Source organism: Streptococcus sp. GMD1S (assembly GCF_000296875.1).
In the GTDB taxonomy this organism is placed as follows: Bacteria; Bacillota; Bacilli; order Lactobacillales; family Streptococcaceae; genus Streptococcus.
The window spans coordinates 1-540 of the sequence record NZ_AJQY01000436.1 but is presented as its reverse complement, the minus strand read 5'-3'; the positions used below and the strand labels follow the sequence as shown (position 1 = coordinate 540).

The following is a 540-nucleotide window of genomic DNA, read 5'->3' as shown; positions in this document are numbered from 1 at the left end:
AATTTAAGCTATGCGATTGTTGAGTTTATCGCAGGAGGAATCTTTGGTTCGAGTGCCGTTCTTGCTGATTCTGTTCATGACCTGGGAGATGCTATAGCCATTGGCATCTCAGCCCTTTTAGAAACAATTTCAAACCGTGAAGAAGATAGACAGTACACCTTGGGTTACAAACGTTTTAGTCTTTTAGGAGCCATGCTAACGTCTGTGATTCTTATGATAGGGTCTGTCCTAGTGATTTTGGAAAATATCACGAAGATTGCTCATCCGCAACCCGTTAATGAGAATGGCATCCTCTGGCTGGGAATCATTGCAGTAGCTATCAATGTACTAGCAAGTCTGGTAGTTCGTAAAGGAAAGACAAAGAACGAGTCAATTCTTAGCTTGCATTTTTTGGAAGACACTCTTGGTTGGTTGGCCGTCATCCTAATGGCGATTATCCTCCGATTTACAGATTGGTATATCCTTGATCCGCTTTTATCGCTGGTTATTTCCATCTTTATTCTGTCGAAAGCCATTCCTCGCTTTTGGAGCGCACTGAAG

The 540-nt window shown here is 42.4% G+C and carries 1 protein-coding gene; it reads left to right on the top strand.

Annotated features, from left to right (window positions below):
* The coding region (locus tag GMD1S_RS10835; protein WP_000293953.1) for a cation diffusion facilitator family transporter at positions 1-540 on the top strand (540 nt) is incomplete at both ends.